At 63.6% G+C, this 11941-nt stretch carries 15 protein-coding genes; 7 read left to right on the plus strand and 8 right to left on the minus strand.

Going from position 1 to position 11941, the window contains the following annotated elements; translation table 11 throughout:
- Nucleotides 1–474: acyl-CoA thioesterase (locus BG842_RS06810; protein ID WP_069450202.1), on the minus strand; the 474-nt coding region annotated here is incomplete at its 3' end.
- A gap of 86 nt (nt 475–560) precedes the next feature.
- On the opposite strand from BG842_RS06810, the gene BG842_RS06815 reads away from it, so the two are divergent.
- The 7 genes from BG842_RS06815 to BG842_RS06845 all read left to right on the plus strand — a co-directional run bounded on the left by BG842_RS06815 (nt 561) and on the right by BG842_RS06845 (nt 7609).
- Complete coding sequence (locus BG842_RS06815; RefSeq protein WP_069450191.1) at nt 561–2207, plus strand: bacterio-opsin activator domain-containing protein; 1647 nt, start codon at nt 561–563, stop codon at nt 2205–2207.
- Nucleotides 2208–2253: 46 nt separating this feature from the next.
- A complete protein-coding gene (locus BG842_RS06820) occupies nt 2254–2589 on the plus strand; it encodes a helix-turn-helix transcriptional regulator (protein WP_069450192.1) in 336 nt (111 codons plus the stop codon).
- An 85-nt stretch (nt 2590–2674) separates the two neighbouring features.
- Nucleotides 2675–2974 (plus strand): HalOD1 output domain-containing protein, encoded by a 300-nt coding sequence (locus tag BG842_RS06825; RefSeq protein ID WP_139136052.1) that lies wholly within the window; start codon nt 2675–2677, stop codon nt 2972–2974.
- Nucleotides 2975–3053: 79 nt separating this feature from the next.
- Nucleotides 3054–4772, plus strand: a complete 1719-nt coding sequence (locus BG842_RS06830; protein WP_069450193.1) for a TraB/GumN family protein — start codon at nt 3054–3056, stop codon at nt 4770–4772.
- Nucleotides 4769–5386 carry a Zn-dependent protease gene (locus tag BG842_RS06835; protein ID WP_069450194.1) on the plus strand — a complete coding sequence of 206 codons (618 nt, stop codon included), beginning with the start codon at nt 4769–4771 and terminating at the stop codon, nt 5384–5386. Before BG842_RS06830 ends, BG842_RS06835 begins: the two co-directional genes overlap by 4 nt.
- A gap of 751 nt (nt 5387–6137) precedes the next feature.
- Entirely contained in the window at nt 6138–7112 is a 975-nt protein-coding gene (gene purM, locus BG842_RS06840) for a phosphoribosylformylglycinamidine cyclo-ligase (RefSeq protein ID WP_069450204.1), read from the plus strand.
- A gap of 80 nt (nt 7113–7192) precedes the next feature.
- Nucleotides 7193–7609, plus strand: a complete 417-nt coding sequence (locus tag BG842_RS06845) for a hypothetical protein (protein ID WP_069450195.1) — start codon at nt 7193–7195, stop codon at nt 7607–7609.
- A 73-nt stretch (nt 7610–7682) separates the two neighbouring features.
- Here BG842_RS06845 and BG842_RS06850 read toward each other — a convergent pair whose 3' ends face one another.
- The 7 genes from BG842_RS06850 to BG842_RS06880 all read right to left on the minus strand — a co-directional run.
- On the minus strand, nt 7683–8177 hold the full coding sequence (locus BG842_RS06850; RefSeq protein WP_069450196.1) for an N-acetyltransferase: 495 nt from the start codon (nt 8175–8177) through the stop codon (nt 7683–7685).
- 122 nt (nt 8178–8299) lie between these two features.
- On the minus strand, nt 8300–8875 hold the full coding sequence (locus BG842_RS06855) for a metal-dependent hydrolase (protein ID WP_069450205.1): 576 nt from the start codon (nt 8873–8875) through the stop codon (nt 8300–8302).
- Nucleotides 8876–8977: 102 nt separating this feature from the next.
- Nucleotides 8978–9517, minus strand: coding sequence for a CBS domain-containing protein (locus BG842_RS06860; RefSeq protein ID WP_069450197.1), 540 nt, complete (start codon nt 9515–9517; stop codon nt 8978–8980).
- A 44-nt stretch (nt 9518–9561) separates the two neighbouring features.
- Nucleotides 9562–9936 (minus strand): DUF555 domain-containing protein, encoded by a 375-nt coding sequence (locus tag BG842_RS06865; RefSeq protein WP_069450198.1) that lies wholly within the window; start codon nt 9934–9936, stop codon nt 9562–9564.
- A 68-nt stretch (nt 9937–10004) separates the two neighbouring features.
- A complete protein-coding gene (locus tag BG842_RS06870) occupies nt 10005–10490 on the minus strand; it encodes a GNAT family N-acetyltransferase (RefSeq protein ID WP_069450199.1) in 486 nt (161 codons plus the stop codon).
- Between the two features lie 84 nt (nt 10491–10574).
- On the minus strand, nt 10575–10847 hold the full coding sequence (locus BG842_RS06875) for a DNA-binding protein (protein ID WP_069450200.1): 273 nt from the start codon (nt 10845–10847) through the stop codon (nt 10575–10577).
- A partial coding sequence (locus BG842_RS06880; protein ID WP_069450201.1) for a hypothetical protein occupies nt 10844–11941 on the minus strand: 1098 nt, incomplete at its 5' end. The genes BG842_RS06875 and BG842_RS06880, both read right to left, overlap by 4 nt.

Raw genomic sequence — 11941 nt, forward strand, 5'->3', positions numbered from 1 at the left:
GATTCGGTCAACCACGTTCTGGAGCTGTTGGAGTCGCTCCTCGCGGGCCGAATCGCGGAGCGCCTGCTGGTTTTCGTCCGGGCAGTCGAGATCCGGGACGGGCGTCGGGTTGCCGTCTTCGTCCAGCGCGACGAACGTGAAAAACGAGGTCGTCGTCTCGCGTTCCTCGCCCTTCCGCGGGTCCTCCGCCCGGACGTTCACCTTTACGTCGATGCTAGTCCGGCCGGTTTCGAAGACGAACGCCTCCACCACGGCCACCTCGCCGCGGTCGATGGGCGAGATGAAGTCCACGTGGTCCATCGACGCCGTGACGCACTGGTTCCCACAGAATCGCATCGCCGCGATGGCCCCGCAGATGTCCATCCAGTGCAACACCACACCTCCGAGCGCCCGACCGAGGTTGTTCGTGTCGTTCGGCAACAGCAGTTCGGTCATCTCGGTGTACGAATCCATCAGGGTTGCCGTGTCTGCCATACCCGGCCATTCTCGGGCGGCGTATTTAGTTGGCCGCGGTTCCCTGCGCGCCAGAGTTATCCACCTCGCTAACGGCTAGTATCGCAATGAGCGAGGAACGGGAGGTGGGGGAAACGGAGGAAGCGGAAACGGAGGGAGGGACGGATGAAACCCGACTGTTGGCGACCGAAAAGGTCGTCGCCGCCATCGGGGACGGAATCTACCAACTCGACCCGGCCGGTCGCTTCGTCTCGGTCAACGACGCCACGGTCGAGGCCACCGGATACGACCGCGCGGAGCTGCTCGGCGAACACGCCTCGTTTCTCGTCGATGAAGCGTACGTGACGCGGGTCGAAGACGAAATCGCGGACCTGCTGGCGAACGAACCGGGCGGGGTCCGAGCGATGGAGGCTCCGATCCGAAACGCGGACGGGGAACGGGTCCCCTGTGAACTCCGGTTTTCCGTGGTGCTTTCCGACGGCGAATTCGAGGGAACCGTCGGCGTCGTCCGCGACATCTCGTGGGAAAAGCGGCGGGACGCGGCGCTGCGAGCACAGCGCGACGAACTCGAACAGCTTCGCCACATCAACGCCGTCGTTCGAAGCATCGACCGCGCCGTCGTCCGTGCGAACACCGCGGACGAGGTAGAGCGAACGGTCTGTGACCGCATCGCCGACGCCGACCCCTATCGATTCGCGCTCGTGGCTCGCTTCGACCGGGAGTTGGAGACGTTGACGATAGTGTCGCGGGCGGGTATCGACGAGGAAGACGCAGAGCGGCTCCGGCGGATGGACTTCGACGCGTCGGACGGACCGGCCATCGAGGCGATTCGAAATCGGTCGGTGTGGGTGGTACAGGACGCTGACCGCGGCGACGAGTGGGGCGCTTCGGACTCCGACGCCGGTCGCTGGTCGATGGCGTTCGTTCCGTTCCGGTACGACGATTCGATTCACGGCGTCCTCGGCGTCTACGCCAACCGTCCGTTCGCGTTCGAGGGGCCCGAACGCGAGGTTCTGGGGGAGCTCGGGGAGATGGTCGGTTACGCCCTCTCCGCGGTCAAAACGCGACAGGCGCTCGTCTCGGAACGGACCATCGAACTGACCTTCCGGTTCTCGGAGGACGACTATCCGTTTACCGCGCTCACGAAACAGGTCGGCGGTACGTCCCGGTTCGAAGACGCCGTACTGCACCCGGACGGCTCGCTCCTGTTGTACGTCTCGACGGAGGGTAGCGACCCCGAGCGAGTGCTCGAATTCCTCGAAGAGTTCGAGGGCGTCACGCACTTTCGAGCCATAACCCAGCGAGAGGACGAGTGCCTGCTGGAAGTTCGCTACGCCGGGCCGATGGCGTTTTCCACGCTCGCAAATCACGGTGGCATCATCCGTTCGGCGGTTGCGGAGGAGGGGATTGCGCACGTCACCGTCGACATTCCGGAGTCGGGAGACGTTCGAGAGGTGGTCAACGCCATGACGGGCGTGTTCGAGGACGCGGAACTCGTCTCTCGACAGACGGTCGAACAACCGACCGAAACGCGCGCCCGGTTCCGCGATACGCTCGACGACCGTCTCACCGAACGCCAGCTGACCGCTCTCACGACCGCCTATCGGGCCGGATACTACGACTGGCCGCGAGGAAGTACCGGCGAGGAACTCGCCGAATCGCTGGACATCGCGCCGCCGACCCTGCACAAGCATCTCCGAATCGCGGAACGAAAAGTCCTCTCCGCCATCTTCGACGAGCCGGAGCGAGACTAATCGTTTAGCCCTCTCACTCAATGCCCCTCGGTGTCTGGGTTCTGGTATGACAATCGAGACAATCCCGGGGGACGGTAGCCGATGGGACGATGCTACGACTCCCTCGCTGAATGCCATCTTCAAGGTACTCTCGGTGCCGACTCGACGGGAGGCGTTGGTCGTCATCCGCTCGGAAGACGAGCCGATTCCGGTGTCGGTGCTCGCCGACCGACTCGACGGAGAAACGGACCGGATGCGAATCGCGCTCGTGCACGTTCACCTCCCGATGCTCGACGAGGCGGGACTCGTGGCGTGGGACTCCGAACGCGGGTCGGTCGAAATCGCTGATTTCCCCGACGCGTACGAGGACTTGTTTGAGTTTGTCGACAGCTCCGTCCGATGAAATTCTGCTCACATTTCTGCCCCTATTTAAAAACTCAACCATTAAACGCACAGTAGCATGTGCGTCCGAATCGTCGAATCGATTCATGAACGACCCCGTGTTACAAGGAACGCCCGAACCGGTCGCGTCGGCACAGTACTCGTGGGGCGGCGAAATGACGCTCGTCCAAACCATCGTCGAGACGCTCTCGTCGGCGAGCGGTCGTGCCCCCGAAGAACTACAACCACTCCACCACGTCGTCGATGTGGACGCCCTCGAAACTATTTTCGGCCCCCGCGGCGACGGCCAACTCCGTCCCGTCACGGGCGAAATATCGTTCGTTGTCGAGAACCACGAAGTCGTCGTCAAGAGCCACGGCCGTGTTCTCGTTCACCGGGCGGATTAATTCGATTCGCAACCGAAACGGGTAGAAAAATTGCCTTGTCATCGATACTGGTAAAAATGGAGGGAGAGTATCGTCATTGATGACCGACCAGCACCCGCCGTCATCCGGTGGCGGCGAGGGAAACGTACGAGTCGTCGGAACGGCCCACGTCTCGGAAACGAGCGTCGAGCGAGTGGAAGAAGCCATCGAGGAGGATCAACCGGAAATCGTCGCCGTCGAACTCGACGAGGGACGATACCGGCAGATGCAGGGGGAAGTGGCTGACGACCTCGACCCGTCCGACCTCCTTCACGGAAACACCGTCTTCCAGTTCTTGGCGTATTGGATGCTGTCGTACGTCCAGTCGCGCATGGGCGAGGAGTTCGATATCCAACCCGGCGCGGACATGAAGGCCGCCATCGACGCCGCCGAACGACACGGTAGCGGCGTGGCGCTGGTGGACCGCGACATCCAGATGACGATTCAGCGCTTCTGGGCGCGGATGAGCGCCCGCGAGAAGTTACGGATGGTGGGCAGTCTCGCCCTCGGCGTCACCGACCCGCTCACCATCGGCCTCATCGGCGGTGCCGTCTTCGGCGTCTTCTTCGCCATGATATTCGGCATCTTCCTCTCGCCGCTCCTCGGATTGAACGCCACGCTCACCCTCGGTGCGGGAAGCGGTACGCTCCAACTCGTCGGCGGTCTCGGTGGCGGCACCGTCGCCGGACTCGTGCTCGGCGGCCTCGCCCTCTCCGTCGGCCTGACGAGGCGCATCGATATAGCGCTCGGCGGCGGCTTGGTGCTTGGAATCGTCGGCGGCCTCGCGGTCGGCACCGGTGCCCTCGGCGTCGTCAGCGCCGGGACGCTCGTCGGAATCGGGGGCGTCGTGCTCCGAATCCTCACCTCGCTCGTCGTCGGCGTCGGCATCGGCATGGTGCTCGGCGTGCTCGGCGGGGTTCTCCTCGGAAGCGGAACGGTTGAGGAAGAGGAGTTGGACGAGGAGTTCGACATCGAGGACCTCACCGACGGCGACGTGGTTACGGCGATGATGGAGGAGTTCCGTCGATTCTCGCCCGGTGGTGCGGAGGCGCTCATCGACGAACGCGACGCCTTCATCGCGCACAAACTCGTCGCGCTCCGCGAAGCGGGCCACGACGTCATCGCCGTGGTCGGCGCGGGTCACCGCGCCGGAATCGAGAGTTATCTCGCCAACCCGAGCACCCTTCCGCCGATGGAGTCGCTGGTCGGCACCGAGACGGGTAAGCGGTTTTCGTTTTTCAAACTGTTCGGCTACTTCATCACGGTCGCCTTCTTCGCCTTTTTCATCCTCTTGGCGATGGCGGGCGTCCGAAACACGTTTCTCATTCAGGTGTTCGCGGCGTGGTTCCTGTTCAACGGTATCTTCGCCTTCGGACTGGCGAAACTCGCCGGGGCACACTGGATTAGCGCCCTCGTCGGCGGCGCAATCGCGTGGTTGACGAGCATCAACCCCCTGCTCGCACCCGGGTGGTTCGCGGGGTACATGGAGTTGAAATACACGCAGGTCAACATCGCCGATATCGCTAAGCTCAACGACATCATGAGCGACGAGGAGTTGCCCCTCGCGGACATTATGTCCCGGATGCTCGACGTGCCGCTCTTCCGACTCATCGCCGTCGTCGCCATGACGAACGTCGGGAGCATGATAGCGACGGCCCTGTTCCCTTTCGTCGTCCTACCGTTCCTCGGTCCCCAAATCGGCGGCGTCGATGAAATCACGCGGTTGATGGTCGAGGGCGCGCACAACAGCGCCGACCTCATCTGGGGTGCGCTGACGTGAACATCCGCTTCAGCGCGCGCGAACTCCGCGACCTGCTGGTCGCGTGGGGCGCGCTCGGCCTCGCCTTCACCCTCTTTCTTCAGCCCGGATTCGGGCAGTCGCTCCTCCAGCCCGGAATGGGATTCTCGTCGGCGACGTTCGTCGGAGCGTTGGTCGTCTCGCTGTTCACGGCGGGTATCGGCTTCCTTCTTCACGAGTTGGCCCACAAGGTGGTGGCGATTCGGTTCGGCCAACTCGCCGAGTTCCGCGCCGATTACAATATGTTGTTGCTCGCCATCGTCGGCGGACTCGCCGGGTTCCTCTTCGCGGCACCCGGCGCTGTGTATCATCGGGGGATGGTGACGGAGCGTGAAAACGGCCTCATCGCGCTGGCCGGACCCATGACGAACGTCGTCCTCGGCGTTCTGTTCTTCCCGCTCATCTTCGTCGGACCGTCCGTCGTCACGGAAATCGGCTACCGCGGCGCGCAGATTAACTTCCTCCTCGCGGGCTTCAACATGCTCCCGTGGGGACCGCTTGACGGCAAGAAAGTCCAGCAGTGGAGCACGACCGCGTTCCTCGCCACGGTCGTCCCGTGCGTGCTGCTCGCGCTGTACGCGCTGTTGGTGCTGTAAAACCGCGCGAGCACGGACCATCTCGCTTTCGAACATCGTCCGGGACACTCCCGAGCGTTCGGTTCGTCGGAACGATTTCCGTTCTCGTGCGTCTGCAGGTAGAAGCGCTGATGAGACCGTACTCCACGGCAGGTATTCCTTCGCGCACCACGGCAGCGAATCGTATCGTGTAGCCCGGTCGTTCCCATGGCGTGCGCTGGCAGAACGGCGCGGCCGACTGCTGGCCGCGCCGTTCCGACATATCCGCGCGAGGGATGAGGCTTGCGAGACGCGTCGCGTCTCGCTGACCTGCGGGTGTCCCGCAGGCACCGGAACGAAGTTCTCGTGAGCGGAGCGAGAGCATGAAAGAGCGTGCTCTTTCGGAGTGAGGAGCGCAATCGGCTGGGGAGGGTGTGGCTGATGCGGCGCTGTTAGCGGTGCGGGGTGGGACTGAAAGGGGCCGTCCGCTCGCGCTTGCGTGGTCCCTGTGTGGGGCACTATCCGCGCGGGCGGTGTGGAGAGCGCGGGTATCCTGCACAGCGGTCACATGAACGGACGTGAATGTGACCACGGAAGTCGCACGCCCGCGAACGAAGTGAGCAGGAACGTCTTCCGACGACCGCGAGCGTGACGGGGGCTTTCGAGGACTTTCTCGTAGCGGTTGCAATCACACCACAATCGTCGTCCGTTCGTAGCGAGCGGTTTCCTCTGGAACGCGACCGTCGAACGGGACAACGGCAAACCTTTACTCACCCGGAACACGCATTTCACCATGACCGAGGAAGAGGAACTGACGTATTCCGACGCGGGGGTAGACATCGACGCGAGCGAAGCGGCGACGGCGGCCCTCGTTGGCGCGGTTTCGGACATCGACAACACGACCGACTACGCGGGACTGCTCGACATCGGCGACCAGTACCTCGCGCTGGCGACGGACGGGGTGGGGACGAAACTGCTCGTTGCGGAGGCGCTCGGCGACTACTCGACGGTCGGCATCGACTGCATCGCCATGAACGCGAACGACCTCGTGGCGAGCGGCGTCGAACCCGTCGCCTTCGTGGACTACCTCGCTGTGGACGAACCCACCGAGGAGTTCTCCGAGCAGGTCGGCGAGGGACTCGCGGCCGGTGCGGAGGAAGCGGGCGTCGCCCTCGTCGGCGGCGAAACGGCCGTCATGCCGGAAGTCATCTCGGGGCTGGACCTCGCGGGTGCCTGCGCCGGACTCGCGCCGAAGGACGCCATCTTCCCCGGCGAGGCAGAGGTGGGCGACGTTCTCGTCGGCTTCGAATCCAGCGGGATTCACTCGAACGGCCTCACGCTGGCCCGCAAGGCGGCGACGAAGGACCACGACTACGACGACGACTTCCCGCTCGGCGAGGGAACCGTCGGCGAGGCGCTGCTCGAACCGACGCGCCTCTACACATACCTGCTTCCCGCGCTCCGCGAGCGGGACGTGCACGCCGCGGCGCACGTGACGGGCGGCGGGTGGACGAACCTGCTCCGCATGGGCGAGCACCGCTACGAAATCGACGACCCATTCCCCGCACAACCGGTGTTCGACTTCGTGCAGGACGGCGGCAACGTCTCCGACGAGGAGATGCACCGCACGTTCAACATGGGCACCGGATTCGTCGTCGCACTCCCCGAGGACGCCGCCGAATCGCTCGCCGAAGAGACGGACGGACGGATTATCGGCACCGTCGCGGAGGGCGAAACGGTGGCGATTCGCGGGTTGAGCTTGGACTAACGTTCGGGATATCTCTACCCTTGGTAGCTCACACTCATCGTTCCAGAATACTTATTTAAACAGGGCGTGGTGTTCTCGCCATGTCCGGTCTGACCCGTCGCGCCCTGCTCGGTTCCGCCGGTATGTTCGCCGCCGCGGGGTGCGTGTTCGAGTCCAAGACGAGTTCGTTCGACCCGGACCACACCATCTGGCTCGAAAACGGGTTCGACGAGAAGCAGACGGCTCACGTCTGGGTGGTACGGAAGGCGGGCGACGAAACCGTCTTCGAAGTCACCCGTCAGGTCGGACCGGCCGACACCGCCGAGCTGTACAACCTCGAACGGGCCGGGCCGACGGACGTGGAGACGTTCCGCGTGTGCGCCCAACTCCTCGACGCCAGTTCGAGCGACACGGGGTACAAACAGTGTACGACGGTCGAGACGAACGAGTGTTACGGAAACGTCCACATACAGATACAGAAGGACGGGGCGGTCGGCATCACCTACGCCATCTGTTGATTCCGCCTGTTGACTTCGCCACTTGTGTCCCACCGTCGCTCACCATTTCTTCTCACATCACCATTCCTCCATGTCACACCTCCTTTACGTACATGTAGCCCGCCGTGTCGACCCGCTCGTCGTAGAACTTCTCGTCGCGCCGGTAGCCCGCCGATTCGTAGAACGCGATGGCGCGTTCGTTTTCGGCCATGACGCCGAGTTGGATTCGCTCGCCGCCGCGCCGCTCGACGGTTCGTTCGACGTGGGCGAGTAGCCGTCCGCCGATACCCTCGCGCCACCGACCGGGGAGGACGTAGATGCGACCTAAATCGAACGTGGTGGACCCCTCGACGGGATTCGCACCGACGAATCCCACGACCCCGACGTCGCCGTCCACGGCGACGTCGAGGATGGACGCTTCGGTTTCGATGAGCGAGCGGAACGTCTCCGCGTCGTAGTAGCGTTCGAGGAAGCCGTCGGTCGCCTCCGCCCCGATGATGGGCGCGTGAGCCGAGTGCCACGCCCGCTCCGCGACGTGTCGTATCTCCTCCGTATCCCTCGGTTCCGCCGAGCGAATCTCGATTCCCATGGCAGGCAATCGGTGACTTCGCGGAAAAAACTGTCGCGGAGGCCGAAATACCGCCGCCCGGTTCTGCCCGACATCGCCCGTATTTCAGCGTTGGCCGACGGGAGAACGCGGCGTTGGGACGGTCACCGAACGACGCGCCGAACCGTCGTCAGCAGTTCGCGGGCGACCGGAAAGTCGTCGTACGCCCAGAGGAGAAGCGTACACGCCGAAATCACGCCGACGAGGGCGAAGTACGACGTGAAGTCGTGGTGAACGAGGTGGGCCCGATACTCGCTGAGGAACTGCCGCACCGTTCCGGTGAAACCCGGACTCTCGTCGGGCGGGAGCACGACCACCGGCCAGAGAACGTGTTTGACGCCGTACCAGATTCCGTCGTTCATGTGTTCGAGCGCGTCGCCGACGTTGTGCGAGAGAAAGCCGAGGCCGAACGCGAGACCCAATCGCGGACGCGACGTCCGTCGCGCGACGGCGTGGGCGACGGCGACGACGAGCAGACTGACGAACACCGAATGACCGAGGGCGTAGCCGTTCCGGAAGACGCCGTACTGCCAACTCAACGGTTTGTCGATGAGGTCGGGAACGACCGACGCGACGGCGGCGACGACGACGGCGGTCCCGCCCGGCGGTTCGTGATGACGAACGTGAACGTATATCGAATAACAGAGGTACGCAAAAATCGCGGATTCCCACGGCCACATGCGTCGCTCTACGACGTCGCTCGGAATACGTTTGTGGTGAGAAACGGTATCGTCCGACACGGAAAAGCAAGACCGCGACCGACCCGACACCCTATTTCGTCGTTAGGACAGCCGTGCGGCGATGTCCGCTTCGGTGACGATGCCGATGGTTTCGCCCTCTTCCGTCACCATCACGGCCTTGTAGTGGTCCAAGAGGTTGCTGATTTCGTTGAGCGTCGCCGACTTCGAGACGGTCGGGAAGCTCTCGTCCATGAACTCGCGGACCGTCTCGTCGCGGGCGTCTTCGCTGACGTGAACGAGGTCGCTCTCGCTTATCGAGCCGACCGGGACACCCTCTTTGATGACCGGGAGTTGAGAGTAGCCCGCTTCCTGCATCTTCTGAACCGCTTCGCTCACGGTGTCGGTGGGTGCGACGCTGACGACGGACTTGTGCAGGAGGTCGCCCGCCCGCACGATGTCGCCTTCCGATTCCTCCAGCGCGTTCACGATTCGCCGAAGCGTCGAAAGCCGCGGGTCCACGTCGTCGCCCTCGATTCTCGCAATGAGGGGCTGTGAGACGCCCGCCCGCTCCGCGAGTTCGCTTTGTGTGAGCCCCAAATCGGTTCGGTGTTCCCGAAGGTCTTGGGGTGTCGGGAGTTCCATGCGTAGAAATTACCAATGGTTATGGTATAAATCGTTCGGACTGTTCAGGCGTCGCCGAAGTCTATCTCCTCGTCCTCGTCGAATTCGATAGTTTCGACGACCGAAAGCGGGACGTCGCGGAGCGCGCCGCCGACTTCGCTCTTGGCGATGCGCTGGGCGTGTTCCTCGCCCTCGGCGTTGAACACCTTCATTTCGAGGACGAGGCCGACGAGTGCGGTGTGGGCCGCGATGAACGCCGAATCGAACGGTTCGCCGCAGGCCGGACACCCCGTCGCGCCGACTTCGACTTCGACGTAGTCCATGTTCTTCTGGTTCAGCCGTTTCCCGGCTTCGCTGACCGCAACGCCAATCGCGTCGTCGATGTCGCCGACATCACGTACCAACCATGCCGCCTCCATCGCAACGAGGTAATTGCTCATACTCGAACCAGACACCGGAGGGTTTCGTGTCTTTTGGTTTGCGGGCCGAAAACCGACGGCTCGTGTTTTCACCCGACCGATATGTCCCGCCGCATCTCCACACACGCGAGTTCGACGCCGCCGGTCACCTCGTGCGTCACCGTCGAAACCCGCTCGTAGCCGTGTTCCTCGTAGAAGGGAACCGCGTTCAACGAGGCGTGGAGCGTCAGCGAATCGACCCCGGCGTCACGTGCCACCGATTCGAGGTGCGAAAGGAGCGCCGAACCGACCCCGTTCCGCGCGTAGTCGGGGTGGACGTACACCGCCGAAACCACGCCGGTATCCAGTTCGACGCGGCCGAACCCGGCGAGTTCGCCGTTTCCTTCGGCCACGGCGACCGACTCCGATTCGTTCCGTATCGACTCCAGATACGGCGCGCTCCCGAACGGATGTGCCGCCCAGCGTTCGACCTGCTCCTCGTGATACCGTTCCGTGCCGAACGCCCGGATGGACGCACAGCGAAGGTCGAGAATCGGCTTGGCGTCGGCTTCCGTCGCGCGACGAATCGAGGGCATGGAATGCGAGACGACGGAGCGAACCCTAACGGTATCGGCGAAAACGGTGGTCGCTCATCGGCATCCAACCGGCGACCGGCGGAATTACGAGACGCCGATGATGGCGTAGATGAACAGGAACCCGAAGTACAGCAGGACGAGGACGCCGAGCGCCTTGAGACGGAAGTGTTTGAGTTCCTCCGTCTCGGTTTCGTAGGCGTCGTAGAACGCTTCCACCTCGTCTTCGGGTAGTTCGTCCCCGTGTTCTAACCCGCGGTGGAGGACGAGGTACTCCTCCTTCCGAAATGGGTGGCCGCAGTAGGCACACTCGTGGGGCGATTCGCCGGACGGAACGCTGTAGTCTGTCGTCGAGGTCATGGTGGTGTGAGCGTCGGTTGCGAGACGATCCACATGCTCGTCATCGTGTACAGTATCATCACGGCGACGAGCGGATACTGGCTTCGTATCGCCTGTAATCGGCTCGGAAACACGTCGTAGGCCGTGGCGTGGGCCACCCACACCGCGAGGAGGTGACCGAGCAGGACGAACCCCATGTTGACGGCTCCGAACCACGCAGGCAGAACGATATAGACGGCCTGTGGTGGGTCGAACGGACTCGACAGCACGCCCAGAAGGGTCGGCGAAAGCGAGAGGAAGTAGCTCACGTAGTGGGCGAGGTGGTAGCCGACCGCGATAGGCAACAACGAGGGCGCGAAGCGGCGGGCGATGGTGGCAGGGGTGAGATAGGTGTCCGCGGTGTCGCGGGAAAGCCGCGTTGCGAGTCGGTACGCGCCGAGGAAGAGGCCGTATCCGCCGAGCAGTGCCGTGAGATACGCGGCGGTCAGCGGGATTCCGGCGGCGGCGACGGCGCGCGCGACGTCCGACCAGAGCGGGGTCGAGACGAAACCGTCGTAGGTCGTCACCCAGAGGATGGCGATGACGAACCCCACTTCGTTGAACCCGGTGACGAGTTTCGTCTCGGTCAGGCGCGCACCCGGCAGTTGGAACTCAAAGCCGGATTCGGTGCGCCGGAGCGGAGCGACCCGCCCGTAGTAGCGAAACACGCGGGCGATGGGGTCCACCGTCCCGAACCAGCGGTCGGTGCCGTACCAGAGCGTTCCCGCGATGGTGACGACGCTGTAGAGGACGATGATGTCCGCCAGCATGTCGGGTTTGTCGGCGAGCGGGCTGATGACTTCGAGCCAGACGAGCGCGAGCAATCCGGCGACGCTCGGCCACGCGCCCAGTTTCTCGGGATAACTCGCGTCGCGGGACGGCAGGAACTCCCCGACCGTTCGCCACGGGTTGAACGCGGGCCACGTGTTGCCGACGACGTACACCGATATCGTGTACGCCGCCCACCACCCGACCCAGACGGCGAGGATGGCGAGGTTTTCTCGGGCAGTTTGCGGACCGAACCATCCGGCGGCGACGATGGCGACGAGGGAGACGACGCCGATGACCTTCGTCAC

Source organism: Haladaptatus sp. W1 (assembly GCF_001723155.1).
In the GTDB taxonomy this organism is placed as follows: domain Archaea; phylum Halobacteriota; class Halobacteria; order Halobacteriales; family Haladaptataceae; genus Haladaptatus; species Haladaptatus paucihalophilus.

Bases quoted from the DNA above. Each gene is read 5' to 3' on its own strand.
- BG842_RS06815 (WP_069450191.1), top strand. From the start codon at position 561: ATGAGCGAGGAACGGGAGGTGGGGGAAACGGAGGAAGCGGAAACGGAG.
- BG842_RS06820 (WP_069450192.1), top strand. From the start codon at position 2,254: ATGACAATCGAGACAATCCCGGGGGACGGTAGCCGATGGGACGATGCT.
- BG842_RS06825 (WP_139136052.1), top strand. From the start codon at position 2,675: ATGAACGACCCCGTGTTACAAGGAACGCCCGAACCGGTCGCGTCGGCA.
- BG842_RS06830 (WP_069450193.1), top strand. From the start codon at position 3,054: ATGACCGACCAGCACCCGCCGTCATCCGGTGGCGGCGAGGGAAACGTA.
- purM (WP_069450204.1), top strand. From the start codon at position 6,138: ATGACCGAGGAAGAGGAACTGACGTATTCCGACGCGGGGGTAGACATC.
- BG842_RS06845 (WP_069450195.1), top strand. From the start codon at position 7,193: ATGTCCGGTCTGACCCGTCGCGCCCTGCTCGGTTCCGCCGGTATGTTC.
- BG842_RS06850 (WP_069450196.1), bottom strand. From the start codon at position 8,177: ATGGGAATCGAGATTCGCTCGGCGGAACCGAGGGATACGGAGGAGATA.
- BG842_RS06855 (WP_069450205.1), bottom strand. From the start codon at position 8,875: ATGTGGCCGTGGGAATCCGCGATTTTTGCGTACCTCTGTTATTCGATA.
- BG842_RS06860 (WP_069450197.1), bottom strand. From the start codon at position 9,517: ATGGAACTCCCGACACCCCAAGACCTTCGGGAACACCGAACCGATTTG.
- BG842_RS06865 (WP_069450198.1), bottom strand. From the start codon at position 9,936: ATGAGCAATTACCTCGTTGCGATGGAGGCGGCATGGTTGGTACGTGAT.
- BG842_RS06870 (WP_069450199.1), bottom strand. From the start codon at position 10,490: ATGCCCTCGATTCGTCGCGCGACGGAAGCCGACGCCAAGCCGATTCTC.
- BG842_RS06875 (WP_069450200.1), bottom strand. From the start codon at position 10,847: ATGACCTCGACGACAGACTACAGCGTTCCGTCCGGCGAATCGCCCCAC.